The organism is Actinokineospora baliensis (assembly GCF_016907695.1).
Lineage (GTDB): Bacteria > Actinomycetota > Actinomycetes > Mycobacteriales > Pseudonocardiaceae > Actinokineospora > Actinokineospora baliensis.
The window spans coordinates 4,265,254-4,289,689 of the sequence record NZ_JAFBCK010000001.1; the positions used below are offsets into that span (position 1 = coordinate 4,265,254).

At 71.7% G+C, this 24,436-nt stretch carries 21 protein-coding genes; 13 read left to right on the forward strand and 8 right to left on the reverse strand.

The window, feature by feature from the left end:
• Positions 1–5 precede the first annotated feature (5 nt).
• On the forward strand, positions 6–3,365 hold the full coding sequence (locus tag JOD54_RS19665) for a DUF5682 family protein (RefSeq protein WP_239573438.1): 3,360 nt from the start codon (positions 6–8) through the stop codon (positions 3,363–3,365).
• Complete coding sequence (locus tag JOD54_RS19670) at positions 3,362–5,056, forward strand: hypothetical protein (RefSeq protein WP_204451934.1); 1,695 nt, start codon at positions 3,362–3,364, stop codon at positions 5,054–5,056. The genes JOD54_RS19665 and JOD54_RS19670 overlap by 4 nt, the downstream gene beginning before the upstream one ends.
• On the opposite strand, the gene JOD54_RS19675 is transcribed toward JOD54_RS19670, so the two are convergent.
• The 4 genes from JOD54_RS19675 to JOD54_RS19690 form a co-directional block, all read right to left on the reverse strand.
• Positions 5,053–5,553, reverse strand: a complete 501-nt coding sequence (locus JOD54_RS19675) for a hypothetical protein (protein WP_204451935.1) — start codon at positions 5,551–5,553, stop codon at positions 5,053–5,055. The two genes, JOD54_RS19670 and JOD54_RS19675, sit on opposite strands and share 4 nt — an antisense overlap.
• Before the next feature lie 41 nt (positions 5,554–5,594).
• Positions 5,595–6,110 carry a hypothetical protein gene (locus JOD54_RS19680; RefSeq protein ID WP_204451936.1) on the reverse strand — a complete coding sequence of 172 codons (516 nt, stop codon included), beginning with the start codon at positions 6,108–6,110 and terminating at the stop codon, positions 5,595–5,597.
• Positions 6,111–6,253: 143 nt separating this feature from the next.
• On the reverse strand, positions 6,254–8,053 hold the full coding sequence (locus tag JOD54_RS19685; protein ID WP_204451937.1) for a chitinase: 1,800 nt from the start codon (positions 8,051–8,053) through the stop codon (positions 6,254–6,256).
• A 607-nt stretch (positions 8,054–8,660) separates the two neighbouring features.
• Positions 8,661–9,734, reverse strand: a complete 1,074-nt coding sequence (locus JOD54_RS19690; protein WP_204451938.1) for an alpha-hydroxy acid oxidase — start codon at positions 9,732–9,734, stop codon at positions 8,661–8,663.
• Between the two features lie 384 nt (positions 9,735–10,118).
• Here JOD54_RS19690 and JOD54_RS19695 point away from each other — a divergent pair, with 384 nt between their 5' ends.
• Genes JOD54_RS19695 through JOD54_RS19735 form a run of 9 tightly spaced genes read left to right on the forward strand, consistent with a single transcriptional unit; the run spans position 10,119 to position 18,395 of the window.
• Complete coding sequence (locus JOD54_RS19695) at positions 10,119–11,495, forward strand: class I adenylate-forming enzyme family protein (RefSeq protein ID WP_307860177.1); 1,377 nt, start codon at positions 10,119–10,121, stop codon at positions 11,493–11,495.
• Positions 11,496–11,526: 31 nt separating this feature from the next.
• Positions 11,527–11,796: an acyl carrier protein gene (locus tag JOD54_RS19700; RefSeq protein ID WP_204451940.1), complete on the forward strand. Its 270-nt coding sequence runs from the start codon at positions 11,527–11,529 to the stop codon at positions 11,794–11,796.
• A 1-nt stretch (position 11,797) separates the two neighbouring features.
• Positions 11,798–12,040: a hypothetical protein gene (locus tag JOD54_RS19705; RefSeq protein ID WP_204451941.1), complete on the forward strand. Its 243-nt coding sequence runs from the start codon at positions 11,798–11,800 to the stop codon at positions 12,038–12,040.
• On the forward strand, positions 12,033–13,076 hold the full coding sequence (locus JOD54_RS19710; protein ID WP_204451942.1) for a beta-ketoacyl synthase N-terminal-like domain-containing protein: 1,044 nt from the start codon (positions 12,033–12,035) through the stop codon (positions 13,074–13,076). The genes JOD54_RS19705 and JOD54_RS19710 overlap by 8 nt, the downstream gene beginning before the upstream one ends.
• Positions 13,073–13,570 carry a beta-ketoacyl synthase chain length factor gene (locus tag JOD54_RS19715; protein WP_204451943.1) on the forward strand — a complete coding sequence of 166 codons (498 nt, stop codon included), beginning with the start codon at positions 13,073–13,075 and terminating at the stop codon, positions 13,568–13,570. The genes JOD54_RS19710 and JOD54_RS19715 overlap by 4 nt, the downstream gene beginning before the upstream one ends.
• Positions 13,567–15,180, forward strand: a complete 1,614-nt coding sequence (locus JOD54_RS19720; protein WP_204451944.1) for a class I adenylate-forming enzyme family protein — start codon at positions 13,567–13,569, stop codon at positions 15,178–15,180. The genes JOD54_RS19715 and JOD54_RS19720 overlap by 4 nt, the downstream gene beginning before the upstream one ends.
• The gene (locus JOD54_RS19725) at positions 15,177–16,451 is read left to right on the forward strand and encodes a beta-ketoacyl-[acyl-carrier-protein] synthase family protein (RefSeq protein WP_204451945.1); all 1,275 of its coding nucleotides are present in this window, start codon (positions 15,177–15,179) and stop codon (positions 16,449–16,451) included. The genes JOD54_RS19720 and JOD54_RS19725 overlap by 4 nt, the downstream gene beginning before the upstream one ends.
• 16 nt (positions 16,452–16,467) lie before the next feature.
• Complete coding sequence (hppD, locus tag JOD54_RS19730) at positions 16,468–17,487, forward strand: 4-hydroxyphenylpyruvate dioxygenase (protein ID WP_204451946.1); 1,020 nt, start codon at positions 16,468–16,470, stop codon at positions 17,485–17,487.
• On the forward strand, positions 17,484–18,395 hold the full coding sequence (locus tag JOD54_RS19735; RefSeq protein WP_307860178.1) for a phytanoyl-CoA dioxygenase family protein: 912 nt from the start codon (positions 17,484–17,486) through the stop codon (positions 18,393–18,395). The genes hppD and JOD54_RS19735 overlap by 4 nt, the downstream gene beginning before the upstream one ends.
• 403 nt (positions 18,396–18,798) lie before the next feature.
• Here JOD54_RS19735 and JOD54_RS19740 read toward each other — a convergent pair whose 3' ends face one another.
• The 4 genes from JOD54_RS19740 to JOD54_RS19755 are packed head-to-tail and all read right to left on the reverse strand — an operon-like array spanning position 18,799 to position 21,964.
• Positions 18,799–19,563 carry an ABC transporter permease gene (locus tag JOD54_RS19740; protein WP_204451947.1) on the reverse strand — a complete coding sequence of 255 codons (765 nt, stop codon included), beginning with the start codon at positions 19,561–19,563 and terminating at the stop codon, positions 18,799–18,801.
• Between the two features lie 9 nt (positions 19,564–19,572).
• Entirely contained in the window at positions 19,573–20,526 is a 954-nt protein-coding gene (locus JOD54_RS19745; protein ID WP_204451948.1) for an ATP-binding cassette domain-containing protein, read from the reverse strand.
• Positions 20,523–21,701, reverse strand: a complete 1,179-nt coding sequence (locus JOD54_RS19750; RefSeq protein ID WP_204451949.1) for a glycosyltransferase — start codon at positions 21,699–21,701, stop codon at positions 20,523–20,525. Before JOD54_RS19750 ends, JOD54_RS19745 begins: the two co-directional genes overlap by 4 nt.
• Positions 21,698–21,964: an acyl carrier protein gene (locus tag JOD54_RS19755; RefSeq protein WP_204451950.1), complete on the reverse strand. Its 267-nt coding sequence runs from the start codon at positions 21,962–21,964 to the stop codon at positions 21,698–21,700. Before JOD54_RS19755 ends, JOD54_RS19750 begins: the two co-directional genes overlap by 4 nt.
• Positions 21,965–22,134: 170 nt before the next feature.
• Here JOD54_RS19755 and JOD54_RS19760 point away from each other — a divergent pair, with 170 nt between their 5' ends.
• Together JOD54_RS19760 and JOD54_RS19765 are read left to right on the forward strand one after the other, a co-directional pair.
• Positions 22,135–23,493 (forward strand): condensation domain-containing protein, encoded by a 1,359-nt coding sequence (locus JOD54_RS19760; protein WP_204451951.1) that lies wholly within the window; start codon positions 22,135–22,137, stop codon positions 23,491–23,493.
• Positions 23,490–24,422 (forward strand): 3-oxoacyl-[acyl-carrier-protein] synthase III C-terminal domain-containing protein, encoded by a 933-nt coding sequence (locus JOD54_RS19765; protein WP_204451952.1) that lies wholly within the window; start codon positions 23,490–23,492, stop codon positions 24,420–24,422. Before JOD54_RS19760 ends, JOD54_RS19765 begins: the two co-directional genes overlap by 4 nt.
• The last annotated feature ends 14 nt before the right edge of the window (positions 24,423–24,436 follow it).

The window sequence follows — 24,436 nt, forward strand, 5'->3', positions numbered from 1 at the left end:
TAGCGATGCTCGAGGAGCTTGTGGCGCACCGGGTCCCGCACCTGATCGGCGTCCGGCACCACTCGCCCGCACTCGCCGCGGTGGTGCCCGCGTTGTTGGCCGCCGCCGAGCCGGACGTGGTGCTGATCGAGCTGCCGGAGGAGCTGGGGGAGTGGTTGCCGCACCTGGCGGACCCGGGGTTGGTGGCCCCGGTTGCGCTGTCGGGTGCCGATCGCGACGGCGGCGGGCTCGCGTTCTACCCGTTCGCCGACTTCTCTCCCGAGCTGGCAGCGATCCGGTGGGCCTATAGGGCAGGAGTGGAAGTAAAGACCTGCGACCTGCCGCTGTCACGCCACGGCGACGGGTACCGCAGACGGCAGGCCAGGCCGACGCCCTTGTCCGATGCGTTGCGCGGCAAGGTGACCGGCCGCGACGGTGACGACCTGTGGGACCGGCTCGTAGAGGCAGCGGCCCCCGGGCAGTCGCCAGAGGCGGTCCGGCGCGCCGCGCTGTTCGTCGGCTGGGCGATGCGCGCGGAGGGGCCGGTCGACCCGTTCGACGCGCGTCGGGAAGCGTGGATGCGCCAGGTGATCGCGGAGACAAGAGGCACGTGTGCCGCCGTCATCGGCTCGTACCACGCGGCGGGGCTACTGGGCGGCGACGAGATCGCCCAAGAGCCGGCCAGCTCGCGCGAGACGATCACCTCGCTCGTGCCGTACACCTTCGCCATGCTCGACGAGCGTTCCGGGTACCCGGCGGGCATTCGTGATCCCGAGTGGCAGCAGGCTGTCTTGTCCGCGGCCGGTGATCCCGCCGAGGTGGAAGCCGCCGCGGCGAGCGTGATCGTGCGGATCTGCGTCAGGGTGCGCGAGCTCGGCCACCACGCCGGGCCCGCCGAAGCCCGCGAGGCGCTCCGACTCGCCGTCGACCTCGCGCGGCTGCGCGGACTTCCCGCTCCCGGCCGGGGCGAGGTGGTCGAGGCCGTGCAGACCGTGCTGACGCACGCCGAACCCCTGGGGCGTGGCCGGGTTGTCGCCAAAGCCGCCGGGGATGTCCTGGTCGGGCGGCGCACGGGCGGCCTCGCACCGGGTACGCCCAGGTCCGGTTTGGCGCCCTCGGTGGAGGCACTGCTCGCCCAACTGCGACTTCCCGGCCCGGCCGACCGAGACCCGGCAGATCTCCGCCTGGATCCGCTGCGCTCCGAGCGGGACGCGCGCCGCGAGGTCACCCTGCACAGACTCGCCCTGCTCGGCGTGCCGTACGGGGAGCCGACAGCCACCACGGGAGTCGGCGGCGCCGATGCGCTCACCACCCGCTGGCGGGCCACCTGGACCCCGGCCACCGCGGCAACCCTCCCCGTCGCCGGGCTGTGGGGCCCGACGCTGGCCCTCGCCGCCGGAGGCCGACTCGGCGCGCGGCGAGCCGATCGCGACGGTCACACCGCCCAAGACGTCGTCACCGACCTCGCCGACGCCGCGCGCTGCGGGCTCGACGACGTGCTCGCCGACATCCTCACCGACGCCGCCACCATCCTCCCCGCCTCGGCGACCCTGCCCGACCTGCTCTCCGCGCTGGACCTGCTCGACCGCCTCCGCGCGGGCCACCTGCCCGGCATCACCGGCGACCCGGTACCGCCGGACCTGCCGCGCGCGCTGGAAACCGCCGCTGTGGCGCAACTCGACGGTCTGGCGGGCTCGCAGTCCCCGGCCGACGCCCGATCCCTGGTCGAACTCGGGCAACGCCACGACGCCCACGGCACCGGTCTGCGCCTCGGCGTGGCTCTGCGCGGCCTCACCGACCACGGCGCCCCGCTGATCGCGGGTGCCGCGGGGGCGACCAGAGTCCTGCTCGGCCTCCTCCCGCCCCAGGACCTGGGCGACCGTGCGGCCTCTCTCACCGACAACGCCACCACCGCGTCCGGCCGCGACACGCTGCGCGGGTTCCTCACCGGTGTGCTCGCCGCCGCGGAACCGCTGCTGGAGGCGCCGGAAGCTCTGACGCCGCTGCTCGACCGCGTCGCGACCCTCACCGACCGCGAGTTCCTCGACCGGCTCCCCGCCCTGCGCGCCGCGTTCGCCACGGTCGGCCCTACTCCCAGGCAGCGCATCACCGCCGTCGTCGAGCAGCACACCGGCACCCGGATCGACACCGCGCACGACCCCGAGTTGTTGGCCCGCTGGGTCCGCGCCGAGCGGGCCGCCCTCGACGTCCTCGCCGCACACGGCCTGCGACCGGGCGCACCGGTCACACCGATCCCCGCTGAGTCCGAGCAGCGGGCCAGGGCGGGCGACATCGACCCCACGACCCGGTGGCGGCTGGTGTTGGGATCGCGCGATGAGCAGACCGATGGCGCGAGCAGGCGGTACGCCGCGGCACTGGACGAACTGTACGGAATGGACAGTGGAGAGGGTGCCGACCGGCACGGGGTCGGGGCGGGCCGGGGCACGCCGTTCCCGAACGCCCGCGACTGGTCGGTCGAACTCGGCGAGCTGTTCGGCGAGCGCGTCCGCGAGGAGGTCTTGGCCGCGGCGGTCGAAGGCGGTCGGGTGGAAGCCGCCCTGCACCTCGACCCCGATGCCGTGCGCCCGTCGGTCGAACTGCTGCGCGACGTGCTGTCCCTCGCCGGTGGTCTCCCCGAGGCCACCCTGGCGCGGTTGCGGCCCCTGGTCGCCCGCATGGTGCGGGAACTGGCCGCGCAGCTCGCCGTCCGGCTGCGGCCCGCGCTGACCGGGATCCAACTCCCCGTGCCCAGCAGACGTCCAGGTGGTGGCCTCGACCTGCAGCGCACAGTGCGCGCCAACCTCGGCACCGCTCGCCGGGGTGCCGATGGTCGGGTGGTGGTCCTGCCGGACAAGCCCGTTTTCCGCACCCGCGCCCGCCGGACCAGCGACTGGCGGCTGGTGCTCGTCGTCGACGTGTCCGGCTCGATGGAGGCCTCCACCGTGTGGTCGGCGCTCACCGCCGCCGTGTTCGCGGGCGTCCCCTCGCTGACCACCCACTTCCTCGCCTTCTCCACCGAGGTCATCGACCTGTCCGAGCACGTGGCGGACCCGCTCGCGCTGCTGGTGGAGGTGCGGGTCGGTGGCGGCACCGACATCGCGGGCGCCCTCCGGCACGCCCGCACCCTGGTGGCGGTGCCCGAACGCACCATGGTGGTCGTGGTGAGCGACTTCGAGGAGGGCGGGCCGGTCGGTCCCCTCTTCGCTCAGGTCAAGGAGTTGGTGGCGGCCGGGGTCACCGTCCTCGGGTGCGCCAGCCTCGACGACACCGGTACCGCCAGGTACTCGGCCGCGATCGCGGGTGGGCTCGTCGCCGCCGGGATGCCGGTGGCGGCGTTGAGCCCGCTGGAGTTGGCGCGGTGGGTGGGGGAGAAGGTGCGCGGATGACCCTTCCGCCGGTGGCACCCGCGGTGGTGCCGGACGTGTTGGACGCCTTGCCGCCTCGGTTGCGCAAGCGGATCGACGGTGCGCTCGAGCGGGCGAGCACGTGGGTGGTCGAGGCCACCGAATCGGGCGCGCGGGCGGTGCTCGACGCCGACACGACACTGACGTGGACGCTCCACAGTGGAGTGTTGATCGCTGCCGACGACCTGGTGTGCGGTTGTTTGCTCGCGCCCAAGTGCCTGCACCGCGCGGTGGCGGTCGCCGCTGTCCCCGTGGGCGACGTGGGTGCTGTGGACGATGTGCCTGTCGCCGTCGAGGAAGCCCCTGTCGCCCAAGGGGATCCGATCCGCGATGAGGAACGTGCGGCTGCCGTGGTGCTGTGGGCGGCGTGCGCGGAGGTGCTCCGGGTTGGGGTGACCGCGAGCGGTGCTGTGGTGCGCGGTGAGGTCTTGCGCGCGGTGCACAGCGCGCGGATCGCGGGTCTGCACCGCGCGGCGGCGGGTGGTGTCCGGATCGCGACCGGGCTCGCCGAGGCCAAAGCGGGGGCATCGTCCTTCGACCGGGAGACCTTGGCCGACGACCTCGTCGAGGTGATGCTGCTGTGCCACGACCTGCGCGACGGCGTTGGTGACCCGGTCCTGCTGCGGGGGACCGCGCGGCGCGAGTACCAGCCGATCGGGTCGCTGCGGTTGTACGGCTTGTGCACCGAGGCGATCGTCTCCGACACCGGACATGCCGGTGTCGTCACCCACCTGGTAGACGCGCAACGGTCACTGTGGACGGTCAACGCCGTGCTGCCGGGTGGTCAGGAGCGGGTGGCTGTCGCGGCGAACGGGCCGGTCGCGCTGGGGGAGACCGGGCTGACGCACCGGGAACTCGGCCGTGCGGGTCTGGTGCTCACCGGGGCCACCGCCTCCGCCGACCGCAGGCTGGGCGCGGGCAGCGGCGTCCGCGCTGTCGCCGCCGCGGGCGGCGGGTGGGACGAGCCGCCCGTCTCCGAGTTGTGGGAAGAGCCGCTGGCCGCCCAACTCGCCCGCGAAGACCTCTTGTTCCTGTCCGGCACCGTCGTCGGGGCGACCTCCACGGCCCTCCGCTTGCGACTGGCCACCGGCGACATCAACCTCCTCGGTGCCACCGAAGCCGCCCGCGACAACCTGCGCCTACTGGCCGAACGCCCGGGTATGTCCCTGCGGGTGATCGCCCGCCTGGCGCCGGACCAACCCACGACCGCGGTCGCCATCGCCGCCTTGGCTCCCCTGCACCGCCCAGGTCACGTCGACCTCACGCTGGACCGCTTGCAACGCGCCCACCTGCCCGACGGGGAACCCGGCACCCCGCTGCCCGCAGCACGGCCCGAACCAACCCCGTCGAGCCTGGTCGCGACCGTCGTCCAGCGCGTGGTCATCGGCGGCCGCGCTGTCGCCGCCCTGCCGTCCACCGCGCGCGACGCGGGCAGCCTCGCCCGCCTGGGGTTGACCGCCACGGCTGGACTCCTCAACGACCTCGCTTCGACCGCGCGCGACCGTGAGCGTGACGCTTTCGGCCGGGTCGTCCCGGATGCGACGGACGCGTTCCCGACCGCGTGGTTGACCGCCGCCGTCCACGGTAGGGAGTTCACCCGCGCCCAGGCCCGGCTCAGCTGGCTCTTACCCGACGACCAGGACAGTCCTCACCCACGACCAGCACCGTCCTAACCCACGACCAGCACGGTGAGGACGCCCGCCAGGGCCAGACCGGCCGCGACCGCGGAAGCGACGAGCGCCCAGATCACGGCCACCCCGATCCGCCACTCGTCGTCCCGAACGGCCAGGTAGACCAGGTATCCGCCCAAGCCGACGAGTGTCGCCAACGCGCCCGCGATGAACACCAACTGGACGGCGGTGATGCCCTCGCTCGGCACGAACACCTGGTCTCCGACCCGGCGGGCGGTGAGCTGGGCACCCCTCTCGTGGCTCTCCCGCGCCGGGTCGAGCACCACCGTGCCTGAGGGCGCGGTGCTGCCGTCCGGGCGGAACGCACCGGTGCACCGGTGCACGTCCCCATCGGGGGTCGACCGGCTCGTGCACCTGTCGACCTCGAACACGCCCGGCTCACCGTCGTACCCGGACGCCGTCCGGACCCCGCCCCAGGCCAGGACGAACAACACGACCGCGGCGCCCACCAGCACCACCGCGGCCACCACCTGCGCCACCCTCAGCACCACACCCCCCGTTCTCGCACGGGGAGTATGTCTCATCCGACGAGGTAGAGGACCACTGCCAGCACCAAGACCGGCACTCCGACCCCGAGCGCGGTCGCGAACCCCCGCCCCAGGGCCTCCCAGGTCCGCCACGGTTGCCGCCGCACCGCCTGCAACCCGATCGACACGGCGATCACCACCAGCGCCGCGACGCAGATCAGCAACGCGCTCAGCAGCAGCACCAGCCGCCACACCTCGCGCTGGCTGGCCGTGGTGCCCTCGCGGTACACCGTGACCCGCTGGCCCTCGTCGATGCCGTGCGGGTCGGCGACGCTGACCCGGGTCAGCGGCGCCAGTGCCCCGTCGGGGGTGAACTCGCCGAGGCAGCCCCGCGGTCCCGCTTCGTCCTCGTCCGCGCACTGGTCGACCGCGACCGTTCCGCGCTCACCGGAGAACCCCGACATCACCAGCGCGCGCGGTCCGAACAGCAGCACCAGGCCCACCGCGAGGGCGGCGACCACGAGCGCCACGCTCGCCTGGGCCAGTCGCCGTCGCCGCCGGTGCGTCATACCTCCATGGTTACCACGGCACGCCGACGAAACCGCGCCCGTCGCCGAAGATCGTCGTGCGGTGTGATCACACCGGTATTGGCCCACGACAAGGTGATGGCCCCTCTCCGGGCACGAGGAGAGGGGCCATCACCGGTGCGGGACTACGGCAGGGAGTTGAGGAACGGCCGGTGCGCGTTCTGGAATTCCCAGTTGTAGTAGCGGTCCCAGTTGATCGACCAGGTCATCAGCCCGCGCAGGTTGGGCGACGCCCCGCCGCGCAGGGTGTAGCCGCCGCAGTTCTGGCCCTTGGCCAGGCAGGTCAGCGCCTGCTGCACGGCGGCGGGCGCGGTGTGCCCGTTGCCCGCGCTGACCGCGGCGGGCACGCCGAACGCGATCTGGTCCTCGCGCAGGCCGGGGAAGGTGAAGCCGGTGTTGGACACCGGGAACCCGGCCTTGAGCATGTCGGTCATCGCGATGTGGAAGTCCGCGCCGCCCATGGTGTGGTACTGGTTGTCCAGACCGGTGACCGGCCCGGAGTTGTAGTCCTGCACGTGCAGCACGGTCAGCGCGTCGCGCATCGCGTGGATGACCGGCAGGTACGACCCGGTGCGGTTGTCCCCGGCGCTGGTGCCGCCGTAGAACTGGTAGCCGACCTGGACGAAGAAGGTCTCCGGCGCCATGGTGAGCACGAACTTGGCGCCGTACTTGGCCTTGAGCGCCTTGAGCGCGGCGATCAGGTTCACCACGACCGGGGTGGTCGGGTTGCGGAAGTCCTTGTCACCGGCGTTGAGGTAGAGCGAGTGGCCCTCGAAGTCGATGTCGAGCCCGTCGAGGCCGTACTTGTCGATGATCGCCGACACCGAGCTGACGAACTTGTCCCGCGCCGCGGCCGAGGTCAGCTGCACCTGGCCGTTCTGGCCGCCGATGGAGATCAGCACCTTCTTGCCCTTGGCCTGCTTGGCGCGGATCGCGGCGGTGAAGTCGGCCTCGCTCTCCACCGACGGGCACTCCGCGACCGGGCACAGGGTGAACCGGATGTCGCCGGAGGTCACCGAGGTGGGCTCGCCGAAGGCCAGGTTGATGATGTCCCAGGTGTCCGGGACGTCGGCCATCTTGATGTAGCCAGAGCCGTTGGCGAAGCTCGAGTGCAGGTACCCGATCAGCGCGTGCTTGGGCAGGCCGGTGTCGGGGCAGCCGGTGGTCGTGCCGGTGACCTCTTGGCTGCGCGTCGACTCGCCCTTGTCGTTGTACGCGGTCACCGCGAAGCTGTGCGTCGAGCACGCGAGCAGTCCGCTGACCGTGGTCGACGTGCCGGTGACGGTCGCCTTGAGCGCCGAGCCCTCGTAGACCTTGTAGCCGGTGACGGTCCCGGTGGCCGCGCCCCACGACAGCGCGATCGAGGTGGCGGTGACCGCGCCCAGCGTCGGGTTGCCCGGGGTGCCGGGGCCGGTGCCCGGGTTGTCGCCGCCGCCCCCGGGGCCGTCGAGGACGAGGTCGTCGACGTTGAAGGTGCCCGCGCCGTACCAGCCGTGCACGTAGAGCTCGGCCGAGGTCTGGGTGGCGCCGCTGGTGAACGACAGCGACAGCTGCGTGTAGTTGGTGGCCGCGGTCCAGGTCGAGCCGCCGCCGGTGATGCCGAGGTAGACCGGGTTGCCGCGCACCCACGCGGAGACCGTGTACTTGGTGTTGGGCAGGACCGAGACGGTCTGCGAGCAGCGCCCGTTCTTGGCGCCCGCGGCGGTCGAGGCGAGCGCTTGGGTACCGGAGTGCACCGGGGTGGTGACCACGGTCGCGGAGTCGCAGGTCCACCCGGCGGTGGTGCCGGTCTCGAACCCGGGATTGGTGAGCAGGTTGGCCGCCGCCGCGGGACCGGCGGCGAGCACCCCGGCCGCGACCGCGGCGACGGCGGCCAGCCCGGCCACCACCACCCGCCCACGCCGGCGTCGGGGAACGACTGTCATCTCGACAACCTCCATCGCGCGGTGCGCAGGGGGGACACCGCTGCCTATTGTCTAGACCAATCATCCTGGGTTGTCCAGACCTCTGCGGCGCTGGTCGGAGCCGGTCGCGACCGGCTCTCCGCGCGCTTGGGCGGATCATCCGATGACCTCATCGACCCGCGCGCGGGCCCGGTCGCGGTCGGCGCCGTGAAGTCTGAAGTGGACTAGACTAGTGAGCAGGCCACAGTGGACAGATGTGTCGTGTGAGGACAGACAGGAGTGGTGGCCGGATGGGGAAGGTTGGGCCGTTCGGAGGTGTGTCCATTCGGCCTAGTCGCGGGTTGGCGCCTTTTGGCGTATCGACGTCCCGCTCGGGACGGTCATATGCTCACGCGAAAATCGGCGGTCCCGTCGGTGGTCGGAGAACAGGGGAGGGGGTTCGACCATGCGCAACGTCCGCGAGCTCTGATGTCCCGGTAGTACGAACGGGTGCCTGATCGGGGATCGACCCGAGACGGTGTGAGCGGGCGCGGCCGTCGAGCCTGGACGGCCGCGCCCCCTCGGGTGGCAGGGGTTCTGCCACCCGGGTGATCACCACTGCGCCGACCGGCCGACCCGGTTGATCGACTCAGCCCAACAACGACCGGTCCACCCGCGCGATCGACGGTCGGCCGCACAACGCCATGGCCTCGACCAGTTCCTCGCGCAGCAGGGTCAGCACGTGCTCGGCCCCGGCCGCGCCCGAATGCGCCAGACCCCACAGCACCGGCCGACCGACCAGCACGGTCGCGGCGCCCAGTGCGACGGCCTTGAGCACATCGGACCCGGTGCGCACCCCGCCGTCGACCAGCACCGGCAGCCGACCCGCCACCGCGTCGACCACCTCGGCCAGCACGTCCACCGCGGCGGCGACCCCGTCGAGCTGGCGACCGCCGTGGTTGGACACCACCACGGCGTCCACCCCGTGCTCGGCGGCCAGCACCGCGTCCTCGGCGGTGAGAATTCCCTTGAGCACCAGCGGGAGTCGGGTGCGATCGCGAAGCCAGGCCAGGTCCGCCCAGGTGATCGTCGGGTCGAACCGCTCCCGCGAGTGCCGCTCGATCGCCGACACCCCGGCCTCGGCGAGGTGGCTCTCGGCCATCAGCTCCCTGGTCAGGTTCACCGCGCGCACGTGCGGCGGCAACGTGAAACCGCTGCGCAGGTCCCGGTGCCTGCGCGCGACCTTGGGCGCGTCCACGGTCAGCACCAGCGCCGAGTACCCCGCCCGCTCCGCCCGTCCGACCAGCTCGAGCAGCGCGGCGCGGTCGCGCAGCCAGTACAGCTGCATCCACAGTGGACCTGATGCGGCCGCGGCCATCTCGGCCAGGTCGGTGCTGGCGAAGATGCTGGCCACGAACAACGCGCCCGCGGCACCCGCCGCCTCGACCGTGGCCAGTTCCCCTTCTTCGTGCACCAACCTGTGGTACGCCATCGGCGCGACCCCCAGTGGTGCGGCCAACGTCGAACCAAGCAGGTCAACGGTGGTATCGCAGGACTCCACGTCCACAAGAACCCGTGGCCGCAGCCGGATCCGCTCGTAGGCGCGGGTGTTGGCCCGCAGTGTCCACTCCGCGCCGGACCCGCCGTCGAGGTAGCCGAGCACATCGCCCGCGAGGGTGGATTTCGCGTGGTCGGCGTAGTCGCCGACCCGGGTTGGATTCACCAGCGCACTCCAGGGTATCGCCCGAGTTTCCCCCGAGTTTCGCCGCCGCTTTGCGCCGTTCGGGGTATTGGGTCGGCATATCCTGTCATCCGCTCACCGCAATTTCCAGCGCCGGGTCAGATCGGTCACCGACCGCGTTTCCGGGCCTTCTCCCGTGCGCTCCGCGTAGTCATCGCTGAGCCTGATTCGCCTGTGCACACAGTGAGAACGCCTGGTAGTGGGCTTGTTGGCGCGACCGCGATTAGTCCTTTTGGGCGACCTTGACTCCCGTTGAGCCCGTATGCGATTGTTTCAGCCAGTCAGGGCGGCTAATGGACTCTCGCTACGGCGTTCGGCCTAGCAAAAAATGTGAAGGAACCAATGGCGGGCGTAGAACTTCCGCTGGTGAATCAGCCTGCGGTGAACCCGGAATGGGTCGCCGACCTGCTGCTGCGCGGGCCGGGGGACAGCGTGCGGCTGCGGCTCGATCGGCCGATCGACACCGCGGCGCTGCGCCGATCGGTCGCGCGGGCGCAGGACCGGTTGCGCACCGCGGGGTTGGTACCGGGTGGCACTGTCGCATTGCGACTGCCGCCGTCGCTGGCCTACATCGCTTTCCTGCTCGCCGCGTGGCGCGTCGGGGCCCAGGTCGGCCTGATCGACCACCGGCTCACCCAGCACGAGGTGGACGGCGCGCTGGAGCGCCTCGGTGCGCAGTACGTCGTGGACGCCGAGTCGAGCGAGGGCCACCGGCTGTGCGGGTACGCCGAGGTGGTCGCCGGGGTGTCCGCCAGGGAGGGTGGCCGTCCGGCCGCGACGGACCACGCACTGGTGCAGTTCAGCTCCGGGTCGACCGGCGCGTCCAAGGTGATCGCCCGCACGTCCGATGACCTGATCGCCGAGTTGTCCCGCTATGACCGGCTTCCCGAGTTCCCGCGCGCGGGGGAGCGCGTGGTGTTGCTGTCGTCGATCGTGCACGTGCTCGGTCTGGTCGGCGGTCTGCTCAACGCGTTGCACACCGGCGCGGAGCTGGTCTTCCCGCGCAGGCTGACCGGCGAGGGCATCCTGGCCGCCGTCGCCGAGTCGGACCTGCCCACGACCATCATCGGCGTTCCGTTCCACGCCGAACTGCTCACCTCGATCCCCGACCCGATCCCGCTTCCCCAGCTGCGCCGGATGATCGTCGCGGGTGAACTGGTCCGCCCGGCTGTCCCGCCGCGCTTCCGCGAGCGCTTCGGCGTGCCGCTGGGGACGATGTACGGGATGACCGAGATCGGCGTCATCGCCACCGACCTCGACGGCACCCGCTGGCCGTCGGTCGAACCGGCGCACGGCATGGACCTGCGGGTCAGCGGCGGCGAGCTGTGGATCGCCATGCCCGCGTCGCCGTACCTGGGCGCCCAGGACCCGACCCGGTTCGTCGACGGCTGGCTGTGCACGAAGGACGCCGCCGAACTCGACGGCGACCGGCTCACCGTGCTGGGCCGGCTGGACTCGCAGGTCTCCATCGGCGGCCTGAAGGTGGACTTGACCGAGGTGGAGCAGGCGATCGCGGCTCTGCCCGGGGTCCGCGAGGCCGTGGTCCTGCACGACGGCGGGATCCAGGCGTACCTGAGCCTGGTCGACGGCGCGACCGTCGAGCGGGTCAAGGCCGCGCTCACCGAGACGCTCGCGCCGTTCAAGCGGCCGCGCAGGCTGGTGGTGCTCCCGGCGTTGCCCAGGACCGCCACCGGCAAGGTCGTGCGGGCGCCCGCGGCGCTCGCCGCGGCCGAATCCGCTTAAGCACCAACCGCACAAGACAGGGGAGTCAGCGATGAGGGATCAGCTCCGGGAGTTCGTGCTCGACACGCTGCGCGAGATGAACTACGACGTCAGCGAGGTCACCGGGGACACCGACCTCGGCCCGGCGGGCCTGGACCTGGAGTCGTTGGCGCTGGCCGACCTCGCCGTGCAGATCGAGGACAAGTACCAGATCAAGTTCGGCGACGACGACATGGAGTCGCTGGCGCTGATGAACCTCGACGAGTTCGTCGACGCGCTCGCCGGGCGGCTGGCCGCCAGCCCCGCCGAGACCACGTCCTGACATGGCGGTCCCCCCGGACCGGGCCGAGGTCGTGGCCATGCTCAGCGGGTTCGGCGACCGCGCGACCGGCGAGGTCGGCGAGTCGCTCGACTCCCTGGAGCTGACCTGGCTGATCGCCCAGGTCGAGCAGCGCTACGGCGTGGAGCTCGACCTGTCCGACGAGGTGTTCGCGGGCATGGCGACGGTCACCGGCGCGGTGGACACCCTGGCCAAGGTCCTCCCCGGGGCCGACGGCCATGGCTGATCGACCCGTCCTGCTCACCGCGGTGGCGGCGCGCACCGCGTTCGGCGACCACACCGCCCTGCTGGCGCGGGGGTTCGCCGGGGTGCCCGCGTTCACCCCGGTGACCCGCTTCAGCACCGCGGGCCGCCGTACCGAGCACGCCGCGACGTTGCCCGGGTCTCCTTCCCTGGTGGACGAACTCGTTCGCGTGCTCGAACAGGTATACCCCGCAGACGGCGCGCAGGTTCCACTCTTGTTGGCCGCGCACGCCGACGCGGGGAACCGGGCCCTGGCCGAGGAGGTGGCGGCCAGGACCGGGTCACCGGAGGTGCCCCGGGTCTACACCGGAGCGTGCGTCGCGGCGACCTCCGCGGTGGCCGACGCGGCGACGATGATCGCCACCGGGCGGGCCGAGCGGGTGCTGGTCGCCGCGGGCTACCTGGTCGAGCCTTCGACCTTCGCGTTGTTCGACGCCGGGCGGGCGTTGTCGCGCGACGGTCGGGTGCGGCCGTTCAGCGCGGGCAGGCAGGGGATGCTGCTCGGCGACGGTGTGGCCGCCGTGCTGCTGGAGGCCGAGAACCCGCGTCCGCTGGCCAGGCTCGCCGGATGGGCGCGTTCCGGGGACGCTTACCACGTCTGCAAACCGCGCCCGGACGGGACCGGCCTGGCACGGGCGATCCAGGGCGCGGTCGACCGGGCGGGATTGTCCACATCGGACATCGATTACATCAACGCGAACGGCACCGGTACCGGCTTCAACGACGCCGCCGAGGTGGCCGCGCTGCGGTTGGTGGGGCTCGACCGGGTGCCGGTGAGCTCCACCAAGTCCGTGCACGGCCACGCGCTGGAGGCGTCCGGGCTGGTCGAACTGGTGGTCACGGCGCTGGCCATGCGGACGGGCACGTTGCCGGTGAACTCCGGGTTCCTCGGTGCCGACCCGGAGTGCGCGGTGGAGTTGGTCGTCGACGGGCCGCGTCAGGTGAGTGTGGGCCACGCGCTGACCGTGAACTCCGCGTTTGGCGGCGCCAACACGGCCTTGCTGCTGGAGGCCGCGTGAACGCCCCCGTCGTCCCGGTCGTGGCGTCGGCGCGCTGGCCGGAGTCCGATGTGGACACCGTGACCCCGGTGACCGGGTTCGTGGTGTCCACCTTCAACCCGCTGGTGGCCGAGGTCGCGGCCCGGTGCCTGGCCGGGCACCCGCTCGCCGAGCGGACCGCGATCGTGCTGGCCAGCGCCACCGGTGACCGAACCAGCGCCGAGGCCGTCGCCGAGGCGGTGGCCGCGGGCACCAGGGTGGCGCCGCTGCTGTTCTTCCAGTCCAACCCCAACGCGGTGCTCGGCCACGTCGCCGCGCGGTGGGGGCTGACCGGTCCGGTGGTGTGCACCAGCCCCACCGGGGACCCGATGGCGGACGCGCTGGCGTGCGCCGACCTGCTGTTCGCCTCGGGTGAGGCGGACGCGGCACTGGTGATCACCGCCGAACTGGCGGACGACCGAGGCGGAACCGACCGGGCGCACGCCGTCCTGGTCACGGCGAGGGAGCGGGCATGACAGCCACGAGCATCCGGGCCACGATGGCCCGCGATCCGGAACTGGGCGCGGGCAGCGTGCTGACCACCCTGGTGGCGCTGGGCGGCGATCTGGACCGGCCGACCTTCACCTTCGACACCGCCGTCGAGCAGATCCCGGCGTGGACCGCGCTGACCGTGCGCCAACTCGACGAGCGGGTGCGCGCGCGGGCGGCTGCGCTGCACGCCATCGGCATCGGCAGGCGCGACCCGGTCGCGGTCACCGCCACCAGCGCCGCCGACAACATCCTCACGTTCCTGGCCCTGGCCAGGCTCGGTGCCATCCCCGCGCTGATCAACGCCAAGCTCGCACCCGAGATCACCGCGCTCTACGTCACCCGGCTCGGCGCCGTCGGTGTCCTCGCCGACGCCGCCCGCCGCGAAGCGCTCGCCCCGCACGGGCTGACGCTGCTCACCCCGATCGAGGAACTCGGCAACGCCGACCCGTCGGCGGCCCCCGAGCCCTACCGCTTCTTCCGCGACGACCCGGTGGCCATCACGCACTCCTCCGGCACCACCGGTGTCCCGAAAGCCGTGCTGCACTCGCATTCCAGCCTGTTCGCCGCCAACCGGCACCGGCTGCGGATGCCCAAGGCGCAGGGCACCGACCGGATCCTGTCGGCGCTGCCCGCCCCGCACGCCGCGACCCTCATCGCGCTCAACCTGGCCCTGGCCAGCGAGAGCCAGCTGCTCGCGCTCTCGGCCCAGACCGGGGCGACGGTGGTGGACGCCATCGAGAGGTGGCGCCCCAGTGGCGTACTCGGCTTCGCGGCCACCTGGTCGGAGATGGCCAAGACCGACCTGCGCGGCCGCGACCTGGACTCGGTCGCCCTGTGGTGGAACACCGGCGACTGCGCCCACGAGGCCCACATCCGCAGGCTGATCTCCCTCGGCTACCGCGAGGTGTCCACAAAGGAAGGTCGGGTGCGCAGGCCGGGTTCGGCCTTCATCGACGGCCTCGGCTCCAGCGAGATGGGCCACTCGCACTTCTACATCACCCACACCACCGAGACCAACCGGTACGGCCGTTGCATCGGCCGCCCGCACACCTTCGCCGAACCCGTCGTGCTCGACCCGGACGGCAACGAGCTGCCACCGGGCGAAGTGGGGGAGTTGGGCACGAAGTCCCCGACGCTGTCGCTGGGCTACTGGAACGACTCGGTGACCACCTACCGCACCCGCGTCCGCGGCTACTTCCTCACCGGGGACCTGGTCTACCGCGACGAAGAGGGCTACTTCTACCACGTTGACCGGCTGGTCGACTCCGTCGACCTCGGCGGCGGCAAGCGCTTGCACACGGCCCTGTCCGAGGAGCGCGTCCTCAACGCGTGCCCCGACGTCGCCGACTGCACCGTGGTCGCCGTCCGCACCGACAGCGGTGTCGTCACCGATGTCCTGCTCCAACTCGATGCCGCGGGCGACCCCGACGCCGACCGGGCTGAGGCGGTCCGCGCGGCTCTGGGGCCGGACGTCGCCGCGACGGTGCGCGAGGTCGTGGTCGTCGACGAGGACCGGATTCCGTTGGGCCCCACCGGCAAGGTCCGCAAGGTCGCGCTGCGCGAGCAGTACCTGCAGAGCCTGGGCGCGAGATGAGACCGGCCGCGGCGATCACCGGGATCGGACTGGTCACTCCGCTGGGCCGCAAGCCCGCTGACGTGTTCGACGCCCTGTGCGTCGGCCGTTCGGGCGTCGTCACCCCACCCGAGGGGCACCCGCTGGCCGGACTGCTCGACGCGGCGGGCATCGCGCCCGACATCGACCCGACCGAGGTCATGGACGCCAAGTCCGCCAAGGCCGTCGACCGGTTCGTGCTCCAGGCCATGGCCGCCGCCGATGACGCGCTTGCCGACGCCCGGATCACCGTGGGCACCGATGTCGACCCGGAACGGGTCGCTATCGTCGTGTCCACCGGCGGTGCGGGACTGGAGACCTACGAGCACTTCGCCACGCAACGCCAGGAACGCGGTCGCGCCAAGGTGAGCCCGTACCTGCTGCCCGGGATGCTCGCCAACATGGCCGCCGCCCGGATCGCCATCAAGCACGGCATCCGCGGCCACAGCGCGTGCATCGCCACCGCGTGTGCCGCCGGTGCGCAGTCGATCGCCGAGGCGCTTCGGCTCATCCGCGGTGGTGAGGCCGATGTGGTGGTGTGCGGCGGCAGCGACACCGCACTGCACCCGACCGTGGCCTCCGCGTTCGCCAACGCTTGGGCGCTCGCCCGTGGCTGGGGCGCTGATCCTGCGGCCGCGAGCAGGCCGTTCGACAAGCGGCGCAACGGGTTCGTCCTCGGCGAGGGCGCGGGCGTCCTGGTCGTCGAGCGGGCCGACTTCGCCGATGCCAGGGGCGCGGCCGCTTACGCGGACCTGCTCGGCTGGGCCGTCACCACCGACGCCCACCACCCGACCACCCCCAGGCCCGACGGCGAGGGCGCCGCGGCGGTCATGCGCCGCGCCACCGCTGACGCGGGCCTCACACCGTCTGATGTGGACTACATCAACGCGCACGGCACGTCGACACCACTCGGCGACGCCGCGGAGGCCGCCGCTGTGCGCGCGGTCTTCGGTGGCGACGGCCCCGCCGTCAGCTCCATCAAAGCGCTCACCGGACACATGCTCGGCGGTTCCGGCGCCGTCGAGGCCGCCGTGACCGCGTTGTCGGTCGCGGGCGGTGTCCTGCCACCCACGTACAACCTCGACGAGCCCGACCCGGACTGCGCGCTCGACCACGTGCGGGGCGCTCCGCGCGTGGGGCCGGTCCGCGCGGCCCTGTCCAACTCCTTCGCCTTCGGCGGCCACAACGTGAGCCTCGCGATAGGCACCCCAGGCACCCGACTGACCCGCCAACCCACCCGTCCAGCGCAGTAGCCGCAGAGGTCAAACGATGCACGTACAAGCCATAGACCACGTCGAGTTCTACGTCGGTGACGCCGATGAGGTGGCCGCCACGCTGCGCGCCCAGTACGGCTTCCGGCTGCACGGGTGGGTGCGCGACCAGCCCGACCACTACTCCGTCCTGCTGCGCCAGGGGTCGATCCACGTGCTGCTCACCAGCGCGCGCGCCGACACCCACCCGGCGGCGGCCTACGTCGCCGCGCACGGCGACGGCCTGGCCACGGTCGCCCTGTCCACCGACGACCCGGCCGCCGCGCTGGCCGAGGCGCTGACCAGGGGCGCGACCGAGGACGGCACCCGGATCACCGGTTTCGGCGACGTCGGCCACGTCTTCGTCAGCCCGGGCGCGATCCTGTCCACAGTGGAGCTCGCGGACGAGGTCGACGACACCGCGCTGGACCTGCTCGACGCCGTCGACCACATCGCCGCCTGCGTCGGCCCCGGCGAGCTGGACCCGACCGTCGAGTACTACGAGCAGGTCCTGGGCTTCAAGCAGATCTTCGAGGAGCACATCGAGGTCGGCGGCCAGGCGATGAACTCCAAGGTCGTGCAGAGCGTGTCCAAAGAGGTCACGCTGACCCTGCTGGAGCCCGACACCACCGCCGAACCCGGTCAGATCGACGACTTCCTCGCCGCCCACCACGGGCCCGGCGTGCAGCACCTGGCGTTCCGCACCGACGACATCGCCACGGCCGTGCGCACCCTGCGCGAGCGCGGCGTCGGCTTCCTGAGCACCCCGGGCAGCTACTACGACGCGTTGGCCGAGCGCTTCGACCACGTCGCGGTGCCGGTGGAGCAGTTGCGCGAGCTCAGCATCTTGGTCGACCAGGACAACGAGGGCGAGCTGTTCCAGATCTTCACCCAGACCACCCACCCCCGCCGCACGCTGTTCTTCGAGGTCATCGAACGCCTCGGCGCGCTCACCTTCGGCAGCGCCAACATCAAGGCGCTCTACCAGGCCGTCGAGCGCGAGCGCAACGGGGAGAACGCGCGAGGAGCAGCCCAGTGACCGCCGAGTTGACCGACCAGTACGCCCTCACCGACGCCGAGCGCGCCCTGCTGCCCACCGACGACGAGGTCGCCGAGTACGCCGCCCGCGGCTGGTACCTGACCCGCAAGCTGTTCTCCGACAACGAGATGGACGCCCTGGTCGAGGCAACCGAGCGGTTCTACGCCGGGCACACCGACCGCCGGTTACCGCTGCGCCCGCCGAACCTGGCGTACTGGACACCGGAGAAGGGCGATGTGCAGCGGCACAACGACTACGTCCACTTCGAGAACGACGAGGTCGCCGCGATCCTGCGCAAGCCGCTGCTCGGCGCGGTCGCCGCGCGGCTGGCGCGGGCCGAGGAGATCCGGGTCTGGCAGAGCACCCTGATCTTCAAGCCGCCGCGCCCGGAGGAGCAGTCCAACCAGGTCCCCTGGCACATGGACCGGCACTACTGGCAGACCTGCACCTCCGAGCGGATGCTCACCGCGTTCATCCCGTTCCACGACTGCGGCGAGCGCATGGGCACCATCACCATGGTCGACGGCAGCAACACCTGGGAAGAGATCCCCGGCGACGACTCCACCCGGCACTTCGCCCACCGCGACAAGGCCGAGCTCGAGCAACTGCTGGCCGCCAACGCCGCGCACAACGGCGCCGAGGTCCGCAAGATCCCCATGATCATCCCCAAGGGCCACGTCAGCTTCCACCACTGCCGCACCTACCACGGCAGCGGCGCCAACCTCGCCGACCTCCCCCGCCGCGCCATCTCCCTGCACCTGCAGGACGGCGACAACCGCTTCCGCCCCTACCTCAAACCCGACGGCACCCCCGTCTTCTACAACCACGACGTCCTGGTCCGCCGCAACGACGAGGGAATGCCCGACTACACCGACCCCACCTACTGCCCCACCCTCTGGCGCTCCTAACAGTTCCGCACCCTGCGAAATAGCCCGGACCTCCACCTCCGGGCTATTTCGCATGCCTAAACAATCAATTCACCCCACCGCCAAATCACCCTACCCGCTCACCAAACCCACTCACCAAACCCACTCACCAAACCCACTCACCCCTGTTCCTGCTCGATGGGGCGAACTTGTTTTGCGTGGGGGAGCGCCACCCGTAGCGTTACCAGCTGCAGGGCCACGCTTTTCGGCCCCTGCTTTGCGGACCTGCCACGGGTGGTGCAGGGGCCCCGCGCAAAACAAGTTCGCCCCATCGAGCCCCACCACCCACTCGCGCCCCTCCACCCAGCCCCCCGCGTCCCGCCCTGAGCGCCAAGCGCGCAGAAGGCCCCCGGGAGCATCCCCGGGGGCCTTCAAGCAGCACCGATCACCGCACCTGACGTGCGAACATCCGCGTAGCCCAGGTCACCGTCAACGCCGCCAGCGCGATCACGATGATCATCCCCACCCACACCGACACGTCCCCCGGGTTCCCGGTGAACAGCGACCGGGTGCCGTTGGTGGTCCAGTAGATCGGGTTCCACTCGGCGATCGTCACCAGCCACCCAGGGGCCAGGGTCAGCGGCAGCAGCACGCCCGAGAGCAGCGACAACGGCTGCGACACGCTGTTGATCAGCGGGCCGAGCGCGGCCGGGGACGGGATCAGCATCGCCATCGCGTAGGACAGCGCGCAGGCCATCAGCGCCATCAGGGCCAGCATCACGTAGGCCAGCAGCAGCCAGCCGACGTGCACCGTCAGCCCGAACGGCAGCGCGACCAGGGTGATCACCACGGCCTGGCCCATCAGGGTCACGACCTCGGAGAACGCCCGGCCCAGGATCAGCGCGACCCGGCTGACCGGGGTCACCCTGGAGCGCTCGATCACCCCGGAGCGCAGCTCGCCGAGCAGGCCGAACCCGGCGAAGAAGCCGCTGAGCAGCACCAGCACCACCAGCAGGCCCGGCACGTACACCCGGTAGGCGTCGGCGTAGGTCTGCGCGCCGGTGGGGGCCAGCGCGGTCTTGAGCAGCGGGGCGAAGAGCACCAGGTAGGCGATGGGCTGCACGAACCCGATCACCAGCCGGGCCGGGGTGCGCCACACCAGCAGCATCTGGCGGGTGAAGACCAGCCAGGTGTCACGGAGGAACTTCATGTCGGACTCCTACTTGTCCCGCAGCGAGCGACCGGTCTTGATCAGGAACACGTCGTCGAGGCTGGGCCGGTGCAGCTCGACGGTGTCGAAGTGGATCTCGCCCGCGTCCAGCACCCGCATGATCTGCGGCATCGCGGTGGTGCCGTCGTCGACGTAGAGGCGAAGGCCGTCCTCGCCGAGCTCCAGCTTGCGCACGTACTCGTGCCCGTCGAGCAGCTCGGCGGCCTTGGGCCCGCTGCCGTTGAGGCCCACGGTCACCACGTCCCCGGCCACCCCGTGCTTGAGCTCGGCGGGGGTGCCCAGCGCGACGATCTCACCGTGGTCGATGATCGCGATCCGGTCGCACAGCGCGTCGGCTTCCTCCAGGTAGTGCGTGGTGAGGAAGACCGTCATGCCCGCGTCGCGCAGCCTGCGCACCTCGTCCCACAGGTGCGCGCGCGACTGCGGGTCCAGCCCGGTGGTCGGTTCGTCGAGGAAGAGCACCTTGGGCTCGTGGATGATGCCCATCGCGATGTCGACCCGGCGGCGCTGGCCACCGGAGTAGGTGCGGCACTGGCGGTCGGCGAACTCGGTGAGCTCGAAGGCGGCCAGCGCCTTCTCCGCCCGTTCGACCGCGTCGGCCTTGCCGATCCCGTACATCCTGGCCTGCAGCACCAGCTCCTCGCGGGCGGTGACCTCGTCGGTCGTGGTGCCGCCCTGGGGGACGTAGCCGACCCTGGTGCGCACCGCCCCGGGGTCTTTGCGCAGGTCGGCGCCCGCGATGACGGCCTCGCCGTCGTCGGGTTCGAGCAGCGTGCACAGGATGCGGGCGGTGGTCGTCTTCCCGGCGCCGTTGGGGCCGAGGAAGCCGAAGATCTCCCCCTCCGCCACCGACAGATCGACGCCGCGGACGGCCTCGACTGTGCGGGTCTTGCGCCGTTTGCCCAGCGTGAAGGACTTGCGCAGTCCCTTGACCTCGATCATGACGTGCTCCTGCTCAGGCCGGCGGGGGCCGGCGACCGGGTGGTCAGCTCCAGCAGCGCCGCCGCGGCGGCCGCTGCTCCGCCCGCCTCGGCGAAGGAGGCGCTGACCGTGGCGGCGGCGGCCCGGTGGCCCGGGTCGCCGAGGACGTGGGTGATGGCGGCGCGCAGCTGACCCGCGTCCGCCCTGGCGAACCCGACCCGCAGGCCCGCACCGGCCGCGACCACGCCGTTGGCGTTGATCGGCTGGTCGTGCCGGATCGGCGCGACCACCAGCGGGACGCCGTGGGCCAGTGATTCGCAGACGGTGTTGAGGCCGCCGTGGGAGACGACCAGGTCCATGTGCGGCAGCAGCGCCAGCATCGGCACCCTGGTGCGCGCCAACAGGTGCGGCGGCGGGTCGGGCAGCGTGTCCGGAGGGGCGATGAACACCGCCTGCAGTTGGTCGCCAAGCGGCGCCAGGGCTGCCGCTGTCTCGCGCAGGAAGCGGGTGGACACATCGTCGGCGAGGGTGCCGACGGACACCAGGACGTGCTGTTTGTCCTGGTCCAGCCACTCGAACGGGAACTCGGGCTGGCCGTGCCGGGGCGCCAGGATCGGGCCGACACCGAGGATGTCCTCGGGCAGCGCGCCGGTCAGCGCCCGCGTCGTGCAGGCCAGCACCAGGTGCGGCGAGTAGCGCAGGTCGAAGTACTCCTCGGCGGGCATCCCGGCCTTGTCCCACATGTGCCGCAGCCGCCCGCGCAGCCACTCGTGCACCCGGGGCAGGTCGGCCAGCGGCTCGCCGAGCTCCATGGTCGAGCAGGCCAGGGTCGCCCAGGTGACCCCGAGGCGGTGCGCGGCTATCGCCCCCGCGGGGGAGTGCTGGTCGACCACCACGACGTCCGGCCCGGCCGCCTCGATGGCCTTCTCCACCGCGGGCAGGCTGAACCGGGCGAACGGCACGATGAACCGGTCCCACACCGACCGCACCGCGGCCAACCCGTGGTCCGACTGCGGCCGGTGCAGCCGCGTCCCGGTCGGGTGCACCACCGCGTCCGGGCCCAGCATCGGGCGAAGGTGCAGCTCAGGGCCGCACCAGGAGACCTCGTGACCCGCCTCGACGAGCGCGGCGGCCAGCCCGATGGTCGGGTTGACGTGGCCCGCCAGCGGGGGGACGACGAACAGGAAGCGGCTCATCGGGCCGCTCCGGCGACGTGGTCGACGACCTGCCCGACGGTGAACCCGGTGATCTCCTCCAGTGGGAGCCCGCGCACGTGCCTGGCCAACCCCACCTCCTGGCCGAACCGCCCGGTCAGCGCGGCGTCGACCCGGATCAGGTCGAGGCTGTCGAATCGCAGATCCCCTTCGAGCGTGGCGTTCGGCGTAATCGCGGGCGGGCATCCGCCGCACGGGCCGACGACCTCTCGGAGTATTCCCGCGACTTCCTCGAATAGCGCCACCGCGCTCCTCCAAACACCGCCCCAGATGCGCGCCAAGGTACCGCACCCCGGCCTGCCCGTCACGAAGTATCTCGGTACGGGTGAATGGTCGGCAGGTGGAGTATTGACACTTTCCGATGCGCTCCCAACAATGCCCGCTAGAAGCTCAATGCGGCGGGGAGTAAAGCGGGATGACGGAGAAGATCCTCGTCGATTTCCACGGGACCGGCTCCGGGGTCGGTGACCTGACCTGGGGCCAGCGCACCGTGTGGCGCACGGTGGTCAAGACCGGGCACTCGGAGACGATGGGCGGCATCACGCCGCTGCCACCTGGCACGACGGTCGAGCAGTCGGCGATGGTGCTGCGGTACGTGATGGCCAGGCACCAGTCGCTGCGGACCCGGATGGTGTTCGACAAGCCCGATGGTGGTCCGCGCCAACAGGTGCACACCTCGGGGCAGGTCGGCTTGGCGGTGGTCGAGGCGGGCGAGCAGGACCCGGCCGAGGTCGCCGCGCGGGTCAAGCTCGAGTACGAGGACGCCAACTTCGACTACGCCGACGAGTGGCCGGTCCGGATGGCGGTGATCACCAAGGACGGCGAGCCGACGCACTCGGTCGCGGTCTACAGCCACCTGGCCATCGACGCGCACGGCCTCGACGCGCTGGTCACCGATCTGGCCACAATGGACTGGACGACCGGCGAGCCGACGGTGCCGCAGGCCGCGACCCAGCCGCTGGAGCTGGCCGAGCAGCAGCGCAAGCCCAACGTGCTGCGCAACAGCGAGGCCGCGCTGCGCTACTGGGAGCGGGTGCTGCGCACCGTCTCGCCCAAGCGGGTCGAGGGCGAATCCGACGACCACAGGTCACCGCGCTGGGGCGACCTGTCGCTGCGGTCCCCGGCGGCGTGGTTGGCGACCAAGGCCATCGCCGTGCGGCTGGGCACCGACACCTCCCCGGTGCTGCTGGCCGGGTACGCCTGCGCGCTGGCGCGCACGGTCGGCAACAACCCGGTCGCGGTGCAGATCGCGGTGAACAACCGGTTCCGCCAGTCGCTGGTCGGGTCGGTCAGCACCATGGCGCAGACCTGCCCGCTGATGGTCGACCTCGCCGACGCCACCTTCGGCGAAGCGGTGCACCGGGCCAGGCAGGCCACCATGGTCACCTACAAGTACGCCTACTACGACCCCGAGAAGCGCGCCGCCATGGTCGACCGGGTCGCCGAGGAGCTCGGCGGGCGGGTCGAGATGGACACCTACTTCAACGACCGCCGCCCACCGGGCCGCGACGAGCACGAACTGGTGGCGCCCTCGGCGGAGGAGATCCTGGCCGCGCGGGCCGACACCAGCCACGAGTGGGTCATGTGGACCGATGTGGACAGTCCGCTGCTCTACCTCGACGTCGACGCCGAGCCGGACGCGGTGGTGTTCACCCTCACCGGTGACACGACCCGGGTCTCGCCCGCGTCCATGCTCGGTCTGCTCACCGAGATCGAGACCGTGCTGGTCGACGCCGCGCTCGACCCGGGAGCCACGACGGGGATCCACTCGTGACCGCGTTGCGCGAGGTGGCCGCGTACCTGCCGCCGGACCGGGTGCCGCTGGAGGAGTTGGCGCCGCGGTTCGGGCTCACCGAGCGGCAGGTGCGGCTGTTCCGCCGGTTCCACGGTCTCGACGAGGTGTGCCTCGACAACGACGGCACCCTGCTCGACCTGCTCGTGGCCGCCACGGACCAGTTGGACACGCTGCGCGGCGACGAGCACCGCGTCCGCTACGTCATCTACGCGCGGGGGATGCCGGTCGCCGTGCCGTACCCGCGCAACCCCTTGCGCGAGTTGTGCGCCAAGCTCGGCCTGGAACACGCGCTGACCTTCACCGTGACCCACCAGGCGTGTGCTACGGGACTGCTCGCGCTCGACGTCGCGGGCCGGTTGCTGGCCAACGACCCCGACCCGGACGCGTTGGCGCTCATCGTCTCCGGTGAGAAGACCTTCACCCCCGATGCCATGCTGGTGCCCGACACCGCGGTGTTCGGCGAGGGTGCCGCGGCCGCCTTGGTCAGCGCCGACGGTCCCCGCGACCGGTTGCTGTCCTACGCGTCCAGCGTGCGCGGCGACTTCGACGGTAGGCTGATCATCGACCCCGAGCTCGCCGCGCGGTTCCAGAACGAGTACCCGGAACTGCTCGCCGAGGTGCTGCTCGCCGCGGTCGACCGGGCCGGGCTCACCCTCGACGACATCGCGGTGTTGTTGCCGCACAACGTGAACTCGGTGTCGTGGCGGCGGGTCGCCAAGCGGATCGGGTACCCGGTCGAGCGGGTCGTGCTCGACAACGTGGCGGTCACCGGGCACAGCTTCGCAGCCGACCCGTTCCTCAACTACCGCACCGCCCTCGACGGCGGACGGCTGCGGCCGGGGGAGCGGTACCTGGTCGGCGCGGCCGGACTGGGCGCGACGTTCTCCGCGATGGTCTTCGAGCACTAGTGTGATGGGAGGGC

Excerpts from the sequence above, each read along its gene's own strand:
- JOD54_RS19665 (WP_239573438.1), top strand. The coding sequence starts at position 6 with ATGCTCGAGGAGCTTGTGGCGCACCGGGTCCCGCACCTGATCGGCGTC.
- JOD54_RS19670 (WP_204451934.1), top strand. The coding sequence starts at position 3,362 with ATGACCCTTCCGCCGGTGGCACCCGCGGTGGTGCCGGACGTGTTGGAC.
- JOD54_RS19680 (WP_204451936.1), bottom strand. The coding sequence starts at position 6,110 with ATGACGCACCGGCGGCGACGGCGACTGGCCCAGGCGAGCGTGGCGCTC.
- JOD54_RS19685 (WP_204451937.1), bottom strand. The coding sequence starts at position 8,053 with ATGACAGTCGTTCCCCGACGCCGGCGTGGGCGGGTGGTGGTGGCCGGG.
- JOD54_RS19700 (WP_204451940.1), top strand. The coding sequence starts at position 11,527 with ATGAGGGATCAGCTCCGGGAGTTCGTGCTCGACACGCTGCGCGAGATG.
- JOD54_RS19705 (WP_204451941.1), top strand. The coding sequence starts at position 11,798 with ATGGCGGTCCCCCCGGACCGGGCCGAGGTCGTGGCCATGCTCAGCGGG.
- JOD54_RS19710 (WP_204451942.1), top strand. The coding sequence starts at position 12,033 with ATGGCTGATCGACCCGTCCTGCTCACCGCGGTGGCGGCGCGCACCGCG.
- JOD54_RS19720 (WP_204451944.1), top strand. The coding sequence starts at position 13,567 with ATGACAGCCACGAGCATCCGGGCCACGATGGCCCGCGATCCGGAACTG.
- JOD54_RS19725 (WP_204451945.1), top strand. The coding sequence starts at position 15,177 with ATGAGACCGGCCGCGGCGATCACCGGGATCGGACTGGTCACTCCGCTG.
- hppD (WP_204451946.1), top strand. The coding sequence starts at position 16,468 with ATGCACGTACAAGCCATAGACCACGTCGAGTTCTACGTCGGTGACGCC.
- JOD54_RS19740 (WP_204451947.1), bottom strand. The coding sequence starts at position 19,563 with ATGAAGTTCCTCCGTGACACCTGGCTGGTCTTCACCCGCCAGATGCTG.
- JOD54_RS19745 (WP_204451948.1), bottom strand. The coding sequence starts at position 20,526 with ATGATCGAGGTCAAGGGACTGCGCAAGTCCTTCACGCTGGGCAAACGG.
- JOD54_RS19750 (WP_204451949.1), bottom strand. The coding sequence starts at position 21,701 with ATGAGCCGCTTCCTGTTCGTCGTCCCCCCGCTGGCGGGCCACGTCAAC.
- JOD54_RS19760 (WP_204451951.1), top strand. The coding sequence starts at position 22,135 with ATGACGGAGAAGATCCTCGTCGATTTCCACGGGACCGGCTCCGGGGTC.